The sequence below is a fragment of the Lampropedia aestuarii genome, from assembly GCF_004803635.1.
GTDB lineage: Bacteria > Pseudomonadota > Gammaproteobacteria > Burkholderiales > Burkholderiaceae_C > Lampropedia > Lampropedia aestuarii.
The window spans coordinates 258,224-275,452 of sequence record NZ_SSWX01000001.1; the positions used below are offsets into that span (position 1 = coordinate 258,224).

Sequence of the window (17,229 nt, forward strand, 5' to 3'; positions counted from 1 at the left end):
CCGGGTATTTTAGAGCCTGATGAGGAACACTCGGCAGAGCCTGACAAGTCACTCACAGAGAATCAAATATGCCGATGGCATGCGATTCCCATGCTGGAAAATGCTGTACAAATGAGCTTTTGCACTCGACACCATTACAATGCGTGTCAGTTGTTTTATTGGAGAGGCTTCGCGCCTTGATCTGTGCACGCATGACATCTTCCAAACGCCACCTCTGGGCTGTGATAGCCACCACCGCTTTTTTGGCCGCTTGTTCCAGCACGACTGAGGACCGCACAGCCAACTGGACACCTGACCAGCTCTACAACGAAGCGCGCAGCGAAGTCAATTCGGCAAACTACACCAAAGCCATTCCAATCTTTGAACGCTTGGAAGGCCGTGCCGCAGGGACCCCGCTGGCGCAACAGGCACAGCTTGAGAAAGCCTACGCCCAATACCGTGACGGCGAACCTGCGCAAGCGATTGCCACGCTCAACCGTTTCATCATGCTGCACCCAGCCAGCCCAGCGCTGGATTACGCCTTGTACCTCAAGGGCATCATCAACTTCAACGACAACCTGGGCCTGTTCTCCTGGCTGCAGCGCCAGGACTTGTCTGAGCGGGATCAACGGGCGGCCAAGGAGTCGTTTGAGTCCTTTAAAGAACTGGTCGAGCGCTTCCCTGATTCACGCTACGCGGCTGACGCCCACCAGCGCATGGTGTACATCGTCAACGCCTTGGCCGCTTACGAAGTCCATGTCGCGCGCTACTACTACTCACGTGGCGCCTATGTGGCGGCGATCAACCGCGCCCAATTGGCCTTGCAAGACTACCAAGATGCGCCCGCATTGGCAGAGGCCCTGCAAATCATTGAAAGCTCGTACGACAAGCTGGGCATGACCCAACTGCGCGACGACACGCGCCGTGTGATTCAGGCCTCGTTCCCCGAAGGCACAGGCAGTACAGCGACGACCAAGTCTTCCAGCTGGTGGAAATTCTGGTGAGCGCCTAGCGGTTTGCTCAGGCTCTAAGCCAAGCATGCTGCCAATTCACGCACAACCGATCTATTCCACCGCAGTCTGAAGCCCTTAAGCCCTGTGCTGGTTAGCTGCCACAGCTGCGCCAAAAGCAGCTGTCAGCTGTCAGCTGCTGAAAGCGCTCAGCCTGTCGGGTTTGTATGACGACGATGGCGCCGGTTACACCGCGGTGGCATTTCTGTTTTTGGTGCCGCACCCCAGTCAAAGTGCCACCTTGCCTGCCAACAGCGCACTGAACGCCCACGCTGCCTAACACCAGCGGTTTAAGCAGGGCTGCGCACAACTTGATGTGCGCAGGGATGACCAATGCCTCGCGCTTTTACAAAGCCTGCGCCAGGCGTTTGACACCTTCAATGATTTTGTCTTCGGGTACGCTGGCATAGCTCATGCGGAACGTCGAATGGTCCACATGGGTCGCAAAGAATGGCGCGCCGGGCACAGCCGCCACGCCTTTTTCGACGCCGCGTTTGACAAACGCTGCGGCATCGCGGCTGCCCCCCCCAGCTCCGGTCAAGCTGGCCCAAATGAACATGCCCCCTTGTGGGGCGGTGTACTGCAAGGCATCGCCCAAACATTCATCCAAATGGCGCATCATCACACGGGCGCGTTCGGCATACACTTTTTGGACACGCTGCAAGGCCGCAGGCAAACGTCCGCTTGCCAGGTATTCGCTGGCCGTGACCTGGGTCAGCATGCTGCTGTTGGCATCGCTGAATTGTTTGCACATCGCAGCGTTCGCCAGCAAGGCATCGGGCGCCACCATCCAGCCCAAACGCAAGCCTGGAGAAACCACTTTGGAGAAGCTGCCGCAATACGCCAGGTAGTCACGGCTGCCAGGCACTTGCTCGCTCAAGGTCAGCAAAGTGGGCGGTGGTGGCGCGTCAAAATACAACTCACCATAGGGATTGTCTTCGACCACCAGCACCTTGTACTGCGCCGCCAGCTCCAGAATGCGTTTGCGACGCTCCAGCGTCAGCATCGCGCCGCTGGGGTTGCCAAAAGTTGGAATCAAATAAATGAGCTTGGGGCGGTGCTCCTTGATTTGCTGCTCCAGCACATCGACTTGCACCCCATCTTGGTCAATCGGCACGGAAACCACGTCAGCGCCATACAAACGAAAACACTGGATCGTGGCCAAGAAGGTCGGGCCTTCCACCAGCACTTTATCGCCCGGAGAAACCATGGTTTTGCCCAGCAAATCCAAGGCTTGCTGGCTGCCGGTAGTCACAATCAGTTGCTGGGCTTGTACAGCAGCGCCTTGCGCTCGCAACGTGCTGGCGATTTGCTCGCGCAAAGGCATATAACCTTCAGTGGGCCCGTATTGCAAGGCCTGCCCGGCATGCTGGCTCAAGGCCTGCTGCGAAGCGGCATTGATGCCTTCCACATCAAACAGGGCCGCATCCGGGAAACCACCGGCGAAGCTGATGATGCCGGGAGTGCCCAGGAGTTTGAAGATCTCACGAATTGCCGAGGTTTCGACATTTTGAAGGCGCTGTGCAAAGTGCAATGTGGACATGGCTGAATTCACTGTTATCACAAGAGTTTGGCAGGCCAAAGCACATGCTGGATGGCCACTGCCGGGCTACATCATAGCCTTGGCCGGGTCGGACTGCAGCGCGCCAGCAAGCAAATTCTTGCCACGGCCTCAGCCGCCTGCAGCGCGGGCGGCTTGTGCATTTTTACCAATACATGTCACAATCGCCGCGATTCATGCCTTTGATGCAATGCAGCATTCGCATCCGCTGCAGCGCATGATGCCGCTTTTGACACCACACAATAACGGAGACGCTCACCATGTCCAGCCCCAACTCGGCCCCCACCGACTTGACTGCCAGCCCGTATGGCACCCTCCCCCCTGCAGCTGCACCCGCCGTGCGCAAACCCATCAGCTTGCCGCGCTTGATGGACATGCATGCGCGTGGCGAGAAAATCACCATGCTCACTGCCTACGATGCGACCTTTGCGGCCATGGCCGACAGCGCGGGTGTGGAGTGCATCCTGGTGGGCGATTCGCTGGGCATGGTCTGCCAAGGCCGCCACAGCACAGTAGGCGTCAGCCTGGACGAAATGCGCTACCACACGGCCTGCGTTGCACGAGGCGTGCGGCGCGTACAAGGCACAGCCTGGGTCGTGGCCGACCTGCCATTTGGCAGCTACCAGCAATCTGCTGAGCAGGCCTTGGCCAGTGCCGTTGTGCTGATGGAGGCTGGCGCGCACATGGTCAAACTCGAAGGCGGAGGCTGGACCACCGAGACCGTGCGTTTTCTGACGCAACGCGGCATTCCCGTCTGCGCCCACTTGGGGCTGACGCCACAAACCGTGCATGCCCTGGGCGGCTATCGCGTGCAAGGGCGTGGCGATGGTGCAGCCAGCACCTTGCGCCAAGAGGCCAAGGCCCTGGCTGATGCGGGCGCGCAATTGTTGGTGCTGGAGATGGTGCCGACTGCTTTGGCCAGCGCCCTCACCCAGGAATTGCCGCATTGCGCAACGATTGGCATTGGCGCGGGCGCGGGCACAGCCGGCCAAGTGCTGGTGCTGCACGACATGCTGGGCATGAACATCGGCAAAATGCCCAAGTTTGTGCGCAACTTCATGCAGGGCCAGGGCAGCATTGCCGGCGCGATGCAAGCCTATGTGCAAGCAGTCAAGCAAGGCCAGTTTCCCGTTGATGCCGAACACGCTTGGAGTTGATCAGTCCTAAGCACCGCCCCCCTGCCGAGCGCTGCTGAGGCGCTGCGCCCCCCAACCGATTACCCCCCACCTTCTTCTCCCCCGACCATGCATCTGATTCATACTTTGGCAGAGTTGCGCGCCACGTTGGCCAGCTTGCCCACACCGCGCACCATCGTGCCCACCATGGGCAATCTGCACGAAGGCCATCTGAGCCTGATTCGCCAAGCCAAGGCCTTGGGCGGCACGACTGTCGCGACGATTTTTGTCAACCGCTTGCAGTTCTTGCCGCATGAGGATTTCGACACCTACCCACGCACGCTCGAATCGGACTGCGACAAGCTGCGCGCCGAAGGCTGCGACGTGGTGTTTGCGCCACTGGAGAAAGAGCTATACCCTGAGCCACAAACGTTCCGCATCCAGCCAGACCCTGCGATTGCCGATATTTTGGAGGGCCATTTCCGCCCCGGCTTTTTTGACGGTGTCTGCACTGTCGTAATGAAGCTGCTGCAAGCCGTGCAACCAACCCATGCGGTGTTTGGCCAAAAAGATTATCAGCAGCTGGCTGTGATCCAACGCATGGTGGCGCAGTTTGCAATGCCCATTGAGATCATCGCCGGCCCAACGCAGCGCGCGACAGACGGCTTGGCCTTGTCGTCGCGCAACCAGTATTTAGACGACACCGCGCGCCAACACGCCACACAACTGGCCGCCGTGCTGAAAGCCACGGTCGAGCTGGTCCAGTCTGGCGAGCGCAATTGGGCGCAGCTGGAAGCCAATGCCATGGCCCAGCTCAACGCCCAGGGCTGGCAGGCCGATTACATCACCGTACGCCAGCGCAGCGATTTGCAATTGCCAGTGGATCAGGCGGGCGCGCTGGCGCCATTGGTGGTGCTGGGCGCTGCGCGGCTTGGCAGCACACGTTTGATTGATAACCTGGAGTTTGTGGTTTAAACCACCTCAGAAATACGCTGCGCTATTGGGCGCCTGCAGCCAGTCCATGTGCATGGGCCTGGCTTGCAGTTATTTAGTTCAAGCGTGTAATGCGATTTTGCGCAGGCGCAGCCACAAGTCCTGCCTGGCGAAAGTAATCGACCGTGAAGTCCAGGTCCAGTCTGCCATCCTGGCCGTTAGTGGTCTCGCGCATGATGGTCATATTGTCGCCACCGCCCGCGATGTAGTCATTGCTGGTGACACGGTAGGTTTGCTCCAGCGCAATCGGCACACCGTGCAGTGTGACCGAGCCAGCCACCACGCGCTGGCCGGTGCCCGCTGGCGCACCTTCAGGCTGGCGAGCATCCCAGCTGTAGGCAAAGCCCGTTGAGAAGCCCAGCATGCGGCTGTTGCCAGACGGTTGTGGCGCTTCCCATTGCTGCTCCAGCAAGCGGTAAATTTGCGCCCCTGTCATATCTCGCGTCACAGCGATGTTGCCAAACGGCATCACGTCATACAGCTGTCCGTAGGTCACGGTGGTCGTCGGCAGGTCCGCGCGCACACCACCAAGATTGGTCAGTGCAATTTGCGCAGGCCTGCTGGCATAGGCTGGACGCTCGCTGGTCTCCCACAAGTAAATGTCTGCGACCAAATTGGCCAGCACCGATTCACCACTGGCATTGGCCTCTACAGCCATCGGGCGATCAATCTGCCCCACGATCTGGTCGGTAATCGGCTTGATCAGATTGCGGTAGAAATCAACCATCGCCGCAATCTCAGGGTCCTTGCCAAGCACCGGATACATGGCGGGCACTTCTATCGCCACACCATCTGAATTGAGAGCGCCGATGTCATTGACCACCGGGTGGTTTTCGCTGCGCTTATCAATCACACCATTGGTAGCCAGGTCAATGGTCAGCTCAACCTGGCTGATCAATTGGCCATAGCTGGCACCGCTGATCAGCAGCTTGCCATCAGGCAACACACATTGGTAACCACGGTGGGTGTGGGCAGTGAACACCACATCGACCTCCGCACTGATGCCTGCCAGCAATGCGGCAAAGTCAGGGGAGAGATTATTGCAGTGCTGCTCATTGATGGTTGCCGCTTGGGTCGTGCCCCCGTTGTGCAGCAACACGGCAATGGCAGCTACTGACTCTTGTTTGAGTTGTGGAATCAGCGCATTGATCGATGCGACTTCGTCTGCAAACTCCAGGCCGTCAGTACCACCGGCAGCGACCACGCTAGGTGTGTCTTGCAGCGTCAGACCGATAAAGCCGAGCTTGACTCCATCAATGGTCTTGACCACATGGCCAGGCAGCAAGAGCGCGTTGGTATCCGTGTCGATCACATTAGCGCCCAGATAGTCAAAGCGCGCGCCCTCGAACTGGCCTTCACGCAAGCAGGTCTCCACGCCAATCACGTCACCAGCGCGGCAGCCGCCGTTAATCAAGCGCAGCAACTCTTGCTTGCCATTGTCGAATTCGTGGTTACCTACCGATGAAACTTGCACGCCCAGAGCATTCAGGACTTCAATCGCTGGCTCGTCGTTGAACGCACGCGAGACCAATGGCGAGGCGCCAATCAGATCGCCATTGGCCACGACGATAGAGCCTTGCGGATTGCTCGCCTGCAGCTGCTGCAGCCTCGTCTGCAGGTAAGCCGCGCCGCCTAGCGTTGCACGCGTGCCTGCAGGATTGGCAGGATCGCGGACCAATGCAGTGCCGCCATTTTCCAAGCGGCCATGAAAGTCATTGATGGCGAGAATGGAGATCGTGGCCGTCTTGCGTGCAGGCTCGGTGGGCGCCTCAGAAGCATCGTCACTGCCGCTGCCGCAGGCACTCAGAAAGCCAACAAGGCATAGCGTGGCGACAGAGTAGCGCCATGGGAGGGTTCTTTTGGAAGTCAACATACGAGTGGCCAAGGCAATAGATAAGGACTTGTGGCGCAGGTATGGCGCCAAACGCGTGCGATTATCTGTTTCGCGTATGTCAACTTGATGATCGGTGCCAGGCGCATTCCAACGTCTGCTCACAATCTGCTCAAGGATGGTGCTTATCCATTGTTTCGCAGGCGACTGCCGAGCTGTAAAACTGCGTACCTGCGGTGCTCAATGGCTCCACAAGCGCAGCAACCACACGGCCAGCGGCAGTAGCACGGCTGTGCACAAAGCCGTCAAGCTCATTGCCAGCGCAGAAAATGCACCAGTTGCAGGGCTTTGCTGCATCTCACGTGCCGTGCCAATCGCATGCGCGACCAACCCGGAGGTCGCAGCGCGCACCACCTCGTCTTCAATGCGCAGCTGGCGCAGCAACCAGGGCACCATCATTGCACCGAGCACGCCGGTGGCCACAACGTTCAAGGCCACAATGCCGCCAACGCCGCCCAATGCCTGCGCGCCTTGAATCGCAATAGGCATCGTGGCCGATTTGGGCAACATGGAGATCAGCGTGGTTTCGTCTACTCCGAGTAACAACGCAATACCCAAGGTACTGGCAATCGCAGTCGCACTGCCAGCGAGCACCGCCATCGTCAGCGGCAACCAGACGGCCCGCAAGCGCTGCAGTTGCTGGCGCATCGGCACGGCCAGCAAAACCAAGGCGGGCACCAGCATCCATTTGAGCAAGGCCACTGATTGCGCATAATCGTTGTAAGCCGTGCCAGTGGCCACCAACACCACGACCATCGTGGCGCCAGCGGTCACAACCGGAATCGCCAATGAATGGAAACCAGAGCGGCGGTAGACTTGCACCGCCAGCAGATACACCGCAATCGTCAGGCCGCTCCACAGTACGGTGTACAGCAACCACGACCACGACAGCGCCTGCCAAGCAGATGCCATGATGGACTGCCAATAATGGGCATCGATCATGCCTGCTCCTTCGTTGAATCCACAGAATTGACTTGAGCCGCTGGCGGTTTGGTTTTGCCCGTCAAACGCAGCATCGCCACAAAAACCCAGGCCGTCACAGCGGCGGTCAGCGCCGTGCCAATCACCGAGGCCAGCACAATCGGCAGCCAATGCGCTTGCAAGGCAGCGCCATATGCAATCACCCCCAAAGCCGAAGGCAAAATCCACAGCACGAGGTTGCGCAGCATCCAGTCAGAAACACGCCCCAAGGCAAGCGGTACACGCGGCAGGCACAATAAAACAGCCAGCAAGACCAGCATGCCAAGCAAGGCACCAGGGACCGGCAAGCCAATCCATTGCACCAGCAAGGACCCAGCAATCAAACACCCAGCAAGGGCTAAAGCAACAGCGGCGTAAGCAATCATGGCCGCGATTCTAGGGGTTTCTGGAAAGTTTGCAGTGCATATGCGTGAAGTAGCGTGCTTTTGGGCTTCAACCCAGAGGGCAAGGCGCAAAAAAGCGCATTACTAGCGTTGCCCGTTGTGCTCATACCGCCTTATGAGCTGCAACAGGCGCCTTGCACTGCCTTTTTTTGTGCCTTGCGCGACTGCAAAAAGATCGTAAACACGTTCTCAGGGTAAATGCGCAGCCTTGCATTGTCTTGTTTGCTGCCAGCAAAGCACCTACCCCAGCTTGCAAGCCGATTGAGCAAGCGCCATCTGGCAAGCCAAACGCAGACTTTGGTGCAAAAACAATGTCAGATTTATGTTACACAACTACAAGTCACAAAAAGTTATGCGAGTGATTATAATTCTCAGCCAACCTTTAGCGTGCCTCTATGACTTTGCCTGCCATCTCGCCTTACTCACTGCCTAGCGCAGAGAATCTGCCTGCTTCACGAGCCCCCTGGACCCTGGACATCGCGCGTCTGGCACTGTTGGTGCATGATATGCAAGCGTATTTTTTACGCCCATTTCAGGCCGATGCTTCGCCTCTGCCACACATCAAACACCATATTGCGCAACTGCTGCAGTTTTGCAGGCATCACCAAGTTCCGGTGTTCTTCACTGCGCAAAAAGGCGATCAGTTGCTGTTGGATCGCGGCCTGCAAGCCGCGCTGTGGGGTCCAGGCATGCGTGCGACTGCCGAGCACGAGGCAATCATTCCAGAACTGGCCCCACATGCGGGCGAGCAGGTGCTGGTCAAACACCGCTACAGCGCGTTCCAACGCAGCAATTTGGAGCCTTTGCTCAAAGCGCGTGGTCGCAACCAGCTGCTGGTCTGTGGCGTGTATGCCCATATTGGCTGCCAGTTAACTGCTGCTGAGGCGTTCCAGCGTGATATCGAGCCCTTCATGGTGGCCGATGCCTTGGGCGACTTCAGCCAGGCACACCATCTGCAGGCACTGCAGTGGGCGGCATCGACTTGCGCCCCTGCGGTGCTGACCCAAGACATTCTTGCATTGGAAAAGGAGGCTGTATGCAATTGACCGGTTTTCAAGACCGCGTGGCCTTTGTCACCGGCGCCGAGCGTGGCATTGGTCTGGCCGTCGCCAGCACCTTGCTGGAGGCGGGCTGCATCGTTGTTGCCAGCGACGTGCGGCTGCCGCAGCTGCCAGCTGCCTTGCGAGACAAGCACAGCCGCTTTCATGCCCATGTACTGGATGTGCGTGACGCCAATGCCGTCAACGCCCTGGTGGATTTGGTCGAAGAGCGCATTGGCCCTATTGATTTAGGCGCCAATGTCGCCGGTGTTCTATGCAACACCGTGGTGACCGAGACCAGCGATGAGGCCTGGCGGCAGGTGTTTGCAGTCAACTGCGATGGCGTGTTCCATGTGTGCCGCGCGCTGGCCCAGCGCATGCAGCCACGCCAGCGCGGTGCGATGGTCACGGTCAGCTCCAACGCCGCAGGTGTGGCGCGCCATGCGATGGCAGCTTACGCAGCCTCCAAAGCCGCAGCGACCATGTTCACACGCTGCCTGGGCCTTGAGCTGGCACCACACGGCATTCGCTGCAATATTGTCGCGCCCGGCTCCACACTCACGCCGATGCAAACTGGCATGTGGAGCGATGCGCATGGCGCTGAACGGGTGATTGCTGGCCTGCCAGAGCAGTACAAAGCCGGCATTCCGCTGCGCAAGCTGGCCACCCCCGAGGACATTGCACATGCCGTGATGTTCATGTTGTCAGAGCAAGCTGGCCACATCGCGATGAGTGATTTGTACGTGGATGGTGGCGCCACTTTGCGGGCCTGAAGTGCAGGCCAGATCCCGCACAAGGCGATGAATAAAAACGCAGCCCAGGCTGCGTTTTTATTGGCTGCGTCTGGCTGAGTGCAGGGCTTATTTGCGCTTGGAGGTCGTGCTTTTGATGATTTTCGCCACGGAGTTTTTGGAACGCGGCGCCTGGCGGGTCGTGGGCTGGGCGGAGTAGTAATGCGCCAGCATTTGCTGCGCACTGGCGCCGACATTGTCACCGTCCAAGCGGCGGTAAGTGCCATTTTCCAGCAGCACCCATGCATCTTGATCGTCCATCAAATACGACACCAGGCACTCATCGATGATGCGCTGGCGCAAGCTAGGATCGGTCACCGGCCAGCCCAACTCAATGCGGCGCGTCATATTGCGGTTCATCCAGTCTGCGCTGGAGAGGTATAAGTGCTCTTCTTCACCGTATTTGAAGAAAAAGACCCGCGTATGCTCGAGAAAGCGCCCAACGATGGAGCGGATGCGAATCGCCCCGCCCTTGGCGGTCTCATTGACGGCTGGCAACACACAGGCGGCGCGGATGATCAAATCCACTTGCACGCCTTCTTGCGCTGCGCGGTGCAAGGCCTCGGCCAGTTTCCAATCGGTCAGCGCATTGGTCTTGACCACGATGCGGGCGCTGTGCCCTGCCTGGGCCGCTGCTTGCGCGCCAGCGATATGGGCCATCATCGTGCTTTGCAGAGAGAACGGCGCCACCAGCAGGCGGTTGAGTCGCGGCAGTTGTGCCTGGCTGGCCAGCAAGGTGAAGACCGCATCCATATCGGCCGTCAGCGCCTCATTGGCCGTCAGATAGCTCAAATCGGTATAGATTTTGGCTGTTTTGGGGTTGTAGTTACCGGTGGACAAATGGCCATAGCGCTTGAGACCACGCGTTTCACGGCGCGTGACCAGCAGCATTTTGCCGTGGGTTTTCAGCCCCACAATGCCGTAGACCACCTGCACGCCAATCGACTCCAGGGTTTCGGCCCAGTTGATATTGGCCTCCTCATCGAAGCGCGCTTTGAGCTCAACCACGGCGGTTACTTCCTTGCCTTTGCGCACGGCCTCACGCAGCAATTCCATCATGACCGAATCTGGCCCGGTGCGGTACACCGTTTGTTTGATGGCCAGCACGTCAGGGTCTTTAACGGCCTGGCGCAAAAACTCCACCACAGCATCAAAACTCTCAAACGGCTGGTGGATCACCACGTCTTTTTGGCGGATGCGCGCAAACAGGTTATCGCTGTTTTTCAAAGAACGCGGCCATTGTGGAATCCAGCGAGGAAACAGCAGCTGCGGTCGGTTATCACCGACCAAATCGACCACCTGGTTCAAGCGCACCAGGTTCACTGGGCCTTCAACCCGGAACATCGCCTCTGGCGGCAAATTGAATTCGGCCAACAGCAATTTGGCAATTGGCTCCGAGGTGCCGCTGGAGACCTCAATGCGTGTGGCTTTGCCAAAATGGCGGTGCTGCAAACCCTTGCGCAGCGCCGTGCGCAAATTTTGCATTTCGCCTTCGGTCACGGCCAAGTCAGAATGGCGCGTGACGCGAAACTGGAAGAACTCCAGCACTTGGCGACCGATGAACATTTCGGCCAAATGGGCGCGGATCATGCTGGAGAGGCTCACCACACCAATCTTGCCCTTGCCGCCCGAGAGCGAGTCAGGCAGGCGCACAAAACGCGGCAAGACACGCGGCACTTTGACAATCGCAATCTCATTGCTGTTGCCAAATGCATCTTCCCCCTCCAGACGGACAATGAAGTTCAGCGATTTATTGGCCACCTGCGGGAATGGGTGGGCAGGATCGAGGGCCACAGGCGTGAGCAATGGACGCACTTCACGGTCAAAGTATTCCTTAACCCAGCGACGCTGGCCTGCATTGCGTTTGCCATGCGAGACGATTTGAATGCCCTGATCGAGCAAGGCCGGCAGCAGCACCTTGTTGTAGAGCTCGTACTGGCGCTGCACCAGTGTGTGCGCGGTGTCGGCCAGGCGGCGCAAGCTTTGCACAGACAATTCATCGTCCTCGACCCCATCGCGGGCAGCTTCGATGTGGTCAGCCACACGTACTTCAAAAAACTCATCGAGGTTAGACGAGACAATGCACAGATAACGCAGGCGTTCGAGCAGCGGCACTTCCGGGCGCAAGGCCCAATCAAACACACGTTCATTAAAAGCCAGAATGCTGTGGTCCCGATCAAGCCAGGCAATGTCCGAGGGCCTTGCCAAATGCATGATCAATTCGCTCTCGGCTTCGATTTGCTTGCGGTTCACGCTCCAAATGGAGCCGGTGGCCGCTTGCAACGCTTTGGCAGTTTTCATCGCGTTCTTCATACTGTCTGCATCCGAGCGGCTGAGCAGCACGGCATTGGCTCTGGCAGGCACCAAGGCAGTGGCGCTGCTGGGTGCGCTTTTGCTGGTCGAATTGGTGGTGCTGGGCGGCTGTGCTGGCGATTTGGCTTTGGGCTTGTGCGTGCCTGCATTTTCTTGCACCGAGGCGGTGTGCGAGGCAGCCGTTTTCACGGCAGATTTTGCTTTTGAAGCCACTGATTTGACCGCTGCTGTCTTTTGAACACCTGTCGTGCTGGGCGTGGCGACATGCTGGGACGGGGAGTCTGAACCGGCGGCTTTTTTGATGGGCATTGTAGGTCTGTTATCAATTACGGAAGGGCGGCACTCTAGCAGCCCGAATACCAGAATTTAACGACAACTTTATGACACCTTGATGACTTAACCAAGAACCATTGGTGACAATAGACACGTTCATCAACCCATTGTGCAGGATTTGACAAATCCCCTTGGACATGCAAGCACTCGCCTGCCAAAGCGGCCACACTGCCGCTCAGTGTTCCTCAATGGCACTCAATGCCCTGCTTTGGCTTTGGTTGCGTCTTCGTGCAAGGACTCATTGAGCTGGTCCACGATCAAAGCCCAAGGCGCATCGGCTTTGATTTGCTCGCAAATGAACTGGCGCTGCGCATCCTCCCAGAAAGGCGCATCGGCAATCTCCACCTCGGCGGGCAATTGGTGCTTGAGAATAAAGTCTGCAATGGCCTGGTCGCTGTCATCCAAACCCAGTTGCTTGAACAGATTGCTCATGCGTGGCTCTGCGGTATTCATAGTGGCATTCCTTTGCTGTCATAAAAGCAGTCGGCTTGTGCCCACTGCATGGAAAAATCAAAGCCATCGAAGCATGCACAAGGCATATCAGGATGGCCCGCCAACCACAAGCCTAGCAGTGCATGCGCAGGCTTGCAGAAAGCGCCCTAGGCCCAGCTAGCGGCCGATTAGCCAACCCATTTGCGGGCATTGCGCCACACGCGCATCCATGGGCTCTTGGCCGCCAGACCGCCGGTGGCAGCCAGGTCGGTCCAGCTCATTTGCGCATTGCGGAACACGCGTTCAGGGTGCGGCATCATCGCGGTGAAGCGCCCGTCAGCAGTCGTCACGCTGGTCAAGCCGCCTGGGCTGCCATTCGGGTTGAATGGGTACTGCTCGGTGGCCTGGCCATGGTTGTCCACATAGCGCATGGCGGCAATCACCTCTTGCGGATTGCCTTGGCGGGCAAAGTTGGCATAGCCTTCACCGTGCGCGACCACGACTGGCAATTGGCTGCCAGCCATGCCTTGCAGGAACAGGCTTGGCGACTGCAAGATTTCAACCATTGACAGGCGCGCTTCAAAGCGCTCGCTGCGGTTGGTGGTAAAGCGTGGCCATGCCTCAGCTCCTGGAATGATCGAGGCCAGCTCAGCAAACATTTGGCAACCGTTGCACACCCCCAGGCCGAAGGTATCGCCGCGCGCAAAGAATTGTGCAAACTGCTCGGCCACACGTGCGTTGAAGGTGATCGAGCGGGCCCATCCCACACCAGCGCCCAGGGTATCGCCATAGCTGAAGCCACCACAAGCGACCACACCTTGGAAACCGGACAGCGCTTCGCGGCCGGTCTGCAAGTCGGTCATGTGAACGTCGACCGCGTCAAAGCCGGCTTCGCTGAACGCGTAGGCCATCTCGACATGGGAGTTGACGCCCTGCTCGCGCAGAATCGCCACTTTGGGCTGGGATTTGCCAATGTAAGGTGCGGCGATGTTATCGCTAGGATCAAAGCTGAGCTTGACCGACAGGCCTGGATCGCTGAGCAAACCAGCGGCGGCATGTTCTTGGTCCGCACATTCGGCGTTGTCACGCTCACGGGCGATTTTCCAGCTGACGCTGTCCCAGACCTGGAACAGGTCATACAAATCGGCCGAGAAGACGTTTTTCGTATCGCGCCAAATTTGCAGCTGGCCTTTGCCGTCGTCCAGCGGCGCTTGCAGCGGACGGGTCTTGCCAACAAAGTGGCTGTGCTTGGACAAGCCAAATTCTCGCAAGGTTTGCATCACGGCATTGCGCTCAGCGGTGCGCACTTGCAACACCACCCCCAATTCTTCGGTAAACAGGGCTTTGAGTGTCAGCTCTTCGCGGCGTGCGCTGATTTGCTGCGCCCAGTTTTTGGCGTCACCATATTCGGCGCGGCTATCGGAAATGCCATCCCCTTCGGTGATCAGCATATCGACGTTCAATGCCACACCGACGTGGCCAGCAAAGGCCATTTCGGCCACGGCAGCGAGCAGACCGCCATCGCTGCGGTCATGGTAGGCCAGCAGCTGGCCTTGCTTGCGCAAGGCATTGACGGCGTCAACCAAACGCACCAGGTCTTGTGCATCGTCCAAATCCGGTGTGTCACCACCGCTTTGGCCCAACACCTGTGCGAGCATACTGCCGCCCATGCGGTGCTGGCCTTTGCCCAAATCGACCAGGACCAAGGTGGTGTCGGCTTCTTCCGTATTGAGTTGTGGTGTCAACGTACCTGTGACGTCTGGCAAGGTGCAGAAGGCACTGGCAATCAGTGTGACTGGTGAGGTCACTTTATGTTGCTGGCCATCGTGTTGCCAGACCGAGCGCATCGACAAACTGTCTTTGCCGACGGGAATAGACACGCCCAGGGCCGGGCACAACTCCATGCCAACGGCTTTGACGGTCGCATACAAATCGGCATCTTCACCGGCCTCACCGCAAGCGGCCATCCAGTTGGCCGAGAGCTTGACCCGGCCCAATTCAATCGGTGCAGCCAACAAGTTGGTGATCGCCTCGGCAATCGCCAAGCGGCCAGAGGCAGGGGCGTTGATCGCGGCGACAGGGCTGCGCTCGCCCATCGCCATCGCCTCACCAGCCAAGCCCTTGAAGTCCGCCAAGGTCACCGCCACATCGGCCACCGGCACCTGCCAAGGACCCACCATTTGATCGCGGTGGGTCAGTCCACCAACAGCGCGGTCACCAATGGTGATCAAAAAGCGCTTGCTGGCGACTGTCGGGTTGCTGAGGATGTCGATCACCGACTTTTGCAAGTCCACGCCATTGAGGTCAATCGGCTCGAACTGGCGCTGCACGGTTTTTACGTCGCGGTGCATTTTCGGGGGCTTGCCCAGCAGCACCTCCATTGGCATATCAACGGGTTGCGGCGCGTCAGGATTCAAACCATCGACCAATTCCAGCTGGCGTTGCTCAGTGGCCACGCCAATTACCGCATAGGGGCTGCGTTCACGCTGGCACAAGGCGTCAAAACGCTCAATCGCGTCGGCGGCAATCGCCATCACATAACGCTCTTGGCTTTCATTGCTCCAAATTTCTTTGGGTGACAGGCCAGATTCTTCCAGTTGCACTTTACGCAAATCAAAGCGTGCACCACGGCCTGCGTCATTGGTCAGCTCAGGAAATGCGTTGGACAAGCCACCTGCCCCCACGTCGTGGATGGCCAGGATCGGGTTGTCTGCACCCAACTGCCAGCACTGGTTGATGACTTCTTGCGCGCGGCGCTCAATCTCTGGGTTGCCGCGTTGCACAGAGTCAAAATCGAGATTGGCTGCATTCGTGCCTGTAGCCAATGACGAGGCGGCACTGCCCCCCATGCCAATGCGCATGCCTGGGCCGCCCAATTGCACCAGCAAGGTGCCAGCCGGGAACTCGATTTTTTTGGTTTGCGTGGCATCAATTTGCCCCAAACCACCGGCAATCATGATCGGCTTATGGAAGCCGCGCTGCACACCATCAACGACTTGCTCGTACTCGCGGAAATAGCCAGCCAGGTTCGGGCGGCCAAACTCGTTGTTGAATGCCGCGCCGCCCAAGGGGCCCTCGACCATGATCTGCAGCGGGCTGGCAATGTGTTCAGGTTTACCGCCTGCTTGGTCAGACAAACCGCCCCACAGTTTGGACACGGTAAAACCGGTCAAGCCAGCTTTGGGCTTGGAGCCACGGCCGGTTGCACCTTCGTCGCGGATCTCGCCACCTGCGCCAGTGGATGCACCAGGGAAAGGCGAAATCGCAGTGGGGTGGTTGTGCGTTTCCACCTTCATCAAAATATGGTGCAAGGCTTGATCGCGGCTGTACTGGCGCGGTGTGTCGCCGCTGTCGGCACGTGCAGTGAAACGCTCAATCAGATTGCCTTCCATGATGGAGGAGTTGTCTGAGTAAGCCACCACCGTGAATTCGGGGCGCAGCTGGTGGGTGTTGCGAATCATCGCAAACAAGCTCTTGTCCTGCGCTTGGCCATCGATGGTGAAATTCGCATTGAAGATTTTGTGGCGGCAGTGCTCGCTATTGGCCTGCGCAAACATCATCAACTCGACATCGGTCGGGTTGCGGCCCAGTTGCGTGAACGCTTGCAGCAAATACTCGATTTCGTCTTCGGCCAGCGCCAAGCCCCACTCGCGGTTGGCCGCCTCCAGTGCCGCATGGCCACCACCGAGCACATCGACGGTCTCGATCGGCGCAGCCGGCAGGCTGTCAAACAAGACCTGCGTTTGCTCGCGGCTGTGCAAGGCCGACTCGGTCATGCGGTCGTGCAACAAGGCCGCCACCGCTTGCCATTGTGCTTCTGTGAGCGGCTCGCTTTTACCCAGCAGGCCTTTTTTCAGGCCAATGCGGTATTCCACGCCGCGCTCAATGCGTTTGATCGCTAAACCGCAGTTGTGCGCAATATCAGTGGCTTTCGAGGCCCAGGGGCTGACCGTACCCACACGCGGGGTGACCAGCACCAGCGCTGAATGTGCGAGCGGCAAGACGGCCTCTGTAAACGGCTCACCATAGTGCAACAGCTGCGTGGCTTGCTCGATGGTGCTCGCCTCTGCAGCCCCGTCGGTGACGACAAAATGCAGATAACGTGCCTGCACTTGTTCAATTTTAGGGTGAATGGCCTGCAGCAAAGGCAGGAGTTTCTGGATACGGAATGCACTTAAGGCATTGCCGCCTTCAAGCAGGGTGATGGACAAAGACACGTACTTGCCTAATAGAAGGGAGAGTGGGAAAGCTCAATGCCACGGTCTGCGCTGCCTGCAGCAGTAACCATGGTCTGGAAAGAGGGTATTTTACGAAAAGCCACGAAGATCCTCGCAAACAAATGCAGCTTGAAGCATTTCAGAGGGGGTATTGAGCCAGGAGTGGCCTAATTTTCAAAAATGTGTTGAC

General features: G+C 58.3%; 12 protein-coding genes. 5 read left to right on the forward strand and 7 right to left on the reverse strand.

Features of this window, described 5'->3' with window-relative positions; all coding sequences use genetic code 11:
• Window positions 1-191 precede the first annotated feature (191 nt).
• Complete coding sequence (locus tag E8K88_RS01090; RefSeq protein WP_136404781.1) at window positions 192-983, forward strand: outer membrane protein assembly factor BamD; 792 nt, start codon at window positions 192-194, stop codon at window positions 981-983.
• 352 nt (window positions 984-1,335) lie between these two features.
• On the opposite strand, the gene E8K88_RS01095 is transcribed toward E8K88_RS01090, so the two are convergent.
• Window positions 1,336-2,523, reverse strand: a complete 1,188-nt coding sequence (locus tag E8K88_RS01095) for an aminotransferase-like domain-containing protein (protein WP_136404866.1) — start codon at window positions 2,521-2,523, stop codon at window positions 1,336-1,338.
• Between the two features lie 287 nt (window positions 2,524-2,810).
• Between E8K88_RS01095 and panB the strand changes: the two genes are divergently transcribed.
• Together panB and panC are read left to right on the forward strand one after the other, a co-directional pair.
• Window positions 2,811-3,707 (forward strand): 3-methyl-2-oxobutanoate hydroxymethyltransferase, encoded by an 897-nt coding sequence (gene panB / locus E8K88_RS01100; RefSeq protein WP_136404782.1) that lies wholly within the window; start codon window positions 2,811-2,813, stop codon window positions 3,705-3,707.
• Between the two features lie 87 nt (window positions 3,708-3,794).
• Entirely contained in the window at window positions 3,795-4,640 is an 846-nt protein-coding gene (gene panC, locus E8K88_RS01105; RefSeq protein WP_136404783.1) for a pantoate--beta-alanine ligase, read from the forward strand.
• 73 nt (window positions 4,641-4,713) lie between these two features.
• On the opposite strand, the gene E8K88_RS01110 is transcribed toward panC, so the two are convergent.
• From E8K88_RS01110 to E8K88_RS01120, 3 genes are all read right to left on the reverse strand, one after another.
• A complete protein-coding gene (locus E8K88_RS01110) occupies window positions 4,714-6,531 on the reverse strand; it encodes a bifunctional metallophosphatase/5'-nucleotidase (protein ID WP_136404784.1) in 1,818 nt (605 codons plus the stop codon).
• Between the two features lie 198 nt (window positions 6,532-6,729).
• Window positions 6,730-7,491, reverse strand: coding sequence for an LrgB family protein (locus tag E8K88_RS01115; protein ID WP_136404785.1), 762 nt, complete (start codon window positions 7,489-7,491; stop codon window positions 6,730-6,732).
• Window positions 7,488-7,895, reverse strand: coding sequence for a CidA/LrgA family protein (locus E8K88_RS01120; RefSeq protein ID WP_136404786.1), 408 nt, complete (start codon window positions 7,893-7,895; stop codon window positions 7,488-7,490). Before E8K88_RS01120 ends, E8K88_RS01115 begins: the two co-directional genes overlap by 4 nt.
• Before the next feature lie 413 nt (window positions 7,896-8,308).
• Between E8K88_RS01120 and E8K88_RS01125 the strand changes: the two genes are divergently transcribed.
• On the forward strand, window positions 8,309-8,959 hold the full coding sequence (locus E8K88_RS01125) for an isochorismatase family protein (RefSeq protein WP_136404787.1): 651 nt from the start codon (window positions 8,309-8,311) through the stop codon (window positions 8,957-8,959).
• Window positions 8,950-9,726 carry a 2,3-dihydro-2,3-dihydroxybenzoate dehydrogenase gene (locus E8K88_RS01130; RefSeq protein ID WP_136404788.1) on the forward strand — a complete coding sequence of 259 codons (777 nt, stop codon included), beginning with the start codon at window positions 8,950-8,952 and terminating at the stop codon, window positions 9,724-9,726. Before E8K88_RS01125 ends, E8K88_RS01130 begins: the two co-directional genes overlap by 10 nt.
• An 87-nt stretch (window positions 9,727-9,813) precedes the next feature.
• Here E8K88_RS01130 and ppk1 read toward each other — a convergent pair whose 3' ends face one another.
• The 3 genes from ppk1 to purL form a co-directional block, all read right to left on the reverse strand.
• Window positions 9,814-11,958, reverse strand: coding sequence for a polyphosphate kinase 1 (ppk1, locus tag E8K88_RS01135; RefSeq protein ID WP_240754259.1), 2,145 nt, complete (start codon window positions 11,956-11,958; stop codon window positions 9,814-9,816).
• 627 nt (window positions 11,959-12,585) lie between these two features.
• Window positions 12,586-12,843 (reverse strand): DUF2789 domain-containing protein, encoded by a 258-nt coding sequence (locus E8K88_RS01140; RefSeq protein ID WP_136404789.1) that lies wholly within the window; start codon window positions 12,841-12,843, stop codon window positions 12,586-12,588.
• A gap of 167 nt (window positions 12,844-13,010) precedes the next feature.
• On the reverse strand, window positions 13,011-17,039 hold the full coding sequence (gene purL, locus E8K88_RS01145; protein WP_136404790.1) for a phosphoribosylformylglycinamidine synthase: 4,029 nt from the start codon (window positions 17,037-17,039) through the stop codon (window positions 13,011-13,013).
• Window positions 17,040-17,229 lie beyond the last annotated feature (190 nt).